This window comes from Pseudonocardia pini, assembly GCF_013870575.1.
In the GTDB taxonomy this organism is placed as follows: Bacteria; Actinomycetota; Actinomycetes; order Mycobacteriales; family Pseudonocardiaceae; genus Pseudonocardia; species Pseudonocardia pini.
Genome location: NZ_JACBXB010000575.1, coordinates 1 through 3,687, shown reverse-complemented (window position 1 = coordinate 3,687; position 3,687 = coordinate 1). Strand labels below are relative to the sequence as shown.

Here is a 3,687-nt window from a genome sequence, read left to right as displayed (position 1 = left end):
GCCGATCCCCCAGAGCGCCGCCGTCGGCCGCTCGCCCATGACGGCGAGCCAGGTCTGCGTGGACAGCACCCCGATGCCGGCGGGCTTGCCGAACCCCGTCGCGGTCTTGGCCTGCAGCGGGGTGTCCCCCACGCCGACCGAGCACACCAGCCCGGTCCGCTGCCGCACGGTCTCCTGGACCCGCCGAGCGAGTGCGAGGCGATCCGCCTCGTCGATCGGCGCCCCTCCCGCAGACGGCCCCGCCGACCCTCCCGCGCCGCCTCGTCCGACTCGCGCGCCGTCCTGTCCGACTCCCGGGCCCTCATGTCCGACTCCCGGGCCGTCATGTCCAACTCCCGGGCCGTCATGTCCAACTCGCGCGCCGTCCTGTCCGACTCGCGGGCCCTCCTGTCCGACTCGCGGGCCCTCCTGTCCGACTCGCGCGTCTGAAGTGAGGGACTCGCGCGTCGGGGGTGGGTGGCTCGCGGGGTGGGTGGGGGCGAGGAAGGCCTCCTCCCAGCCCAGGACCTCCACCTCCCCCAGCTCGCGCAGCACGGCCATGACCTGCGCCGATCCCGTCGCACAGGATTTCTCGTCATATGGGAGGAAAACGGCCTCGGGCAGCTTGCGCCCGGCCAGGCGGAGCGGGGTGCCCGCCCGCACGCCTGCCGATCGCGCCTCGTAGGAGGCGCACATGCAGACCGTGCGCGGCACGGTCGGGTCACCGGTACCGCCCACGATCACCGGGCGGCCGACCAGCGACGGGTCCTCGCGGCGGGCGAGAGCGACCAGGAACTGATCCACATCGATGTGCAGGAGGACCACACGTGGCATCGTGCCGGGACATGGACCACGGCGTCAGCACCTTCCTCACCGACTACGGCATCGATGCGGTCACGCTCGCCCGCGGCGTCGAGGAACGCGGCTTCGGCTCGCTGTTCCTCACCGAGCACACGCACATCCCGGTGAGCCGCGAGTCGCCGTGGCCCGGCGGCGCCGAGCTGCCGAGGCAGTACAGCCACACGTTCGACCCCTACGTCGCGCTCGGCGCGATGGCCGCGGTCACCGAGCGGATCACGCTCGGCACCGGCGTGTCGCTCGTCAACCAGCACCACCCGATCAACCTCGCGAAGGAGGTCGCGAGTGTCGACCGGCTCGCGAACGGCCGGTTCGAGCTGGGCGTCGGCGTGGGCTGGAACGTCGAGGAGATGGCGAACCACGGCGTGGACCCGAAGCGCCGCAACGCCGCGATGCTCGAGCGGATCGAGGCCTGCAAGGCCATCTGGACGCAGGACGAGGCCGAGTACCACGGCGAGTTCGTGGACTTCGACCCGATCTGGTCCTGGCCCAAGCCCGTGCGGGTGCCGCCGATCCTGGTCGGCGGCGGCGGGCCGACCGTGCTGGACCGGGTGGTCTCGCACGGCGACGGCTGGATCCCGCTGCGGATCAGGCTCTCCGAGCTCGACGCCTTCGCCGAACGCGTCGCCGAGCTGCAGCGCAAGGCCGCCGACGCAGGCCGCGGGCACCTCCCGGTCACGATCTTCGGTGCCGTCCCGAAGCCGGATGCCCTGAGCGCCTACGCCGACGCCGGCGTCGACCGGGTGCTGTTCGCCCTCACCGACACCGACGTCCAGTCCCGCCTCGGCGAGGTCAAGGCCACCACCACGACGGCGCTGCGAGCCGCGGAGGCGGACGCGGGCGCGTCCGTCGTGACCCGCGCCGTCGTCCGGGAGTTCGACACGAAGGCGGACAAGGCCGGGCAGCTGGCTGCGGAGAGCGACGCGGCCGCGCACGACGCCGTCGTCGAGCTGGAACAGGCCGGGGACAGCGCCAAGGCCGCGGCCGAGGCGGACCCGGGCATCGGGGCGGACGCCCGCGAGGCCGTGCTCGCCGCCCACCTCGCGATCTGCATCCTCAAGACCGAGGTCTGACCGGGCACCGGGTGCCCGGTCCCGTGGGCGTCCCTCGCCCAACGGTCAGGCACCCCACCGCGTCGCGGCCCGCTCCTGCGTGCCGCGACGCGGCCTGCCTCCGCATCTGCGGATGCTTCTGACCTGGCGTTTCCTGCCATGGGTGAAGATCGGTGAGGCCGGTTACCCTCGTGTCGTGACGGCATCGAACACGATCTCCCTGGGCCTGCCCGCCCTGCGGAGCGCCCCCACCTCGGACCCGTCACGCCCCGCCGATCCACGACTGGTGGACTCCTTCGGCCGGGTCGCGACGGACCTGCGGATCTCGCTCACCGACCGCTGCAACCTGCGCTGCACCTACTGCATGCCCGCCGAGGGCCTGGACTGGATGCCTCGCGAGGAACAGCTGACCGACGCCGAGCTGATGCGGCTGATCACGATCGCCGTGCGGGACCTCGGCATCCACGAGCTCCGCTTCACCGGCGGCGAACCGCTGCTGCGCAAGGGCCTCGAGGAGCTCATCGCCGCCTCGGCCGCGCTGGAGCCCCGCCCGGACATCTCGCTGACCACCAACGGGATCGGGCTCGCCCGCCGCGCCGAGGCCCTCGCCGCGGCCGGGGTCAACCGGCTCAACGTCTCGATGGACACGCTGCGACCGGAGCGGTTCGCGACGATCACGCGCCGAGACCGGCTCTCCGACGTGCTCGCGGGGCTCGCCGCGGCCCGCGCCGCAGGCCTGAACCCGGTGAAGATCAACAGTGTGCTGCTGCGCGGCACGAACGACGACGAGGCCGCGGACATGCTCGCGTTCGCCGTCGAGCACGGCTACGAGCTGCGGTTCATCGAGCAGATGCCGCTCGACGCCCAGCACGGCTGGGAACGCAGCGAGATGATCACCGCCGGGGAGATCATGGAGCGGCTCTCCGCCCGGTTCTCGCTCACCCCGGACGGCGAGGCCCGCGGCGGCGCCCCCGCCGAGCGCTACCTGGTCGACGGCGGCCCGGCCCGGGTCGGCGTGATCGCCTCGGTCACCCGCCCCTTCTGCGGCGCGTGCGACCGCACCCGGCTGACCGCGGACGGCCAGGTCCGCTCGTGTCTGTTCGCCCGCACCGAGACCGACCTGCGCGCCCTGCTCCGCGGCGGGTCCACGGACGCGGAGATCGCCGACACCTGGCGGACCGCCATGTGGGGCAAGCTCGCGGGCCACGGCATCGACGATCCCGGCTTCCTGCAACCGGACCGCCCGATGAGCGCGATCGGCGGCTGAGGAGGATGGCGCCCGTGACGAGCACTCTCACCCGTACCGTCGAGGTCCGCTACTTCGCCGCGGCCAAGTCCGCGGCGGGCACGCAGGCCGAGACCCTCGAGGTCCCGACCGGGGCCTCGGTCGCGGCCCTGGCCGAGATCCTCGCCGAGCGGCACGGGCCCGAGTTCGCGCGCGTGCTCGCCCGCTGCTCGTTCCTGGTGGACGAGATCGCCGTGCGGGACCGGGAGCGGGTGCTCCCCGAGGGCGCGGTCGTGGACGTCCTGCCGCCCTTCGCCGGCGGCTGAGCCCAGGCCGGCCTCACTCTCGGGATCGGCGTGGGTGTCGGTGGCGATCAGCAGGGCGTACCTGCCGGGCACCGCTACCCCCCGTGCCGGTCGACGAACGCCTGGAGCAGGGCCGCACGCTCGGCGTCGGTGGCCCGGGCGAGCTCGAGGGTGTCGCCCCCGATCGTGATGCTCAGCCGCCGGCCCTCGGCGCGACGCTGCAGCCACTCCTTCGTCCCCGCGAGCAGGGCGGCGAGCGCCCCGCCGC

At 73.6% G+C, this 3,687-nt stretch carries 4 protein-coding genes; 3 read left to right on the top strand and 1 reads right to left on the bottom strand.

Translation table 11 applies throughout. From position 1 onward, the window contains the following. Positions 1-813, bottom strand: an 813-nt coding sequence (locus tag H5J29_RS25005) for a Y-family DNA polymerase (protein WP_446686490.1), incomplete at its 3' end; no start/stop codon positions are given. Positions 814-824: 11 nt separating this feature from the next. Here H5J29_RS25005 and H5J29_RS25000 point away from each other — a divergent pair. The 3 genes from H5J29_RS25000 (at position 825) to H5J29_RS24990 (ending at position 3,440) form a co-directional block, all read left to right on the top strand. Continuing rightward, a complete protein-coding gene (locus H5J29_RS25000) occupies positions 825-1,910 on the top strand; it encodes an LLM class F420-dependent oxidoreductase (RefSeq protein ID WP_181783474.1) in 1,086 nt (361 codons plus the stop codon). Between the two features lie 205 nt (positions 1,911-2,115). Then, a complete protein-coding gene (gene moaA, locus H5J29_RS24995; protein WP_246394258.1) occupies positions 2,116-3,156 on the top strand; it encodes a GTP 3',8-cyclase MoaA in 1,041 nt (346 codons plus the stop codon). Positions 3,157-3,161: 5 nt separating this feature from the next. Further along, entirely contained in the window at positions 3,162-3,440 is a 279-nt protein-coding gene (locus H5J29_RS24990; protein ID WP_181783472.1) for a MoaD/ThiS family protein, read from the top strand. The last annotated feature ends 247 nt before the right edge of the window (positions 3,441-3,687 follow it).

Bases quoted from the DNA above. Each gene is read 5' to 3' on its own strand.
- H5J29_RS25000 (WP_181783474.1), top strand. From the start codon at position 825: ATGGACCACGGCGTCAGCACCTTCCTCACCGACTACGGCATCGATGCG.
- H5J29_RS24990 (WP_181783472.1), top strand. From the start codon at position 3,162: ATGGCGCCCGTGACGAGCACTCTCACCCGTACCGTCGAGGTCCGCTAC.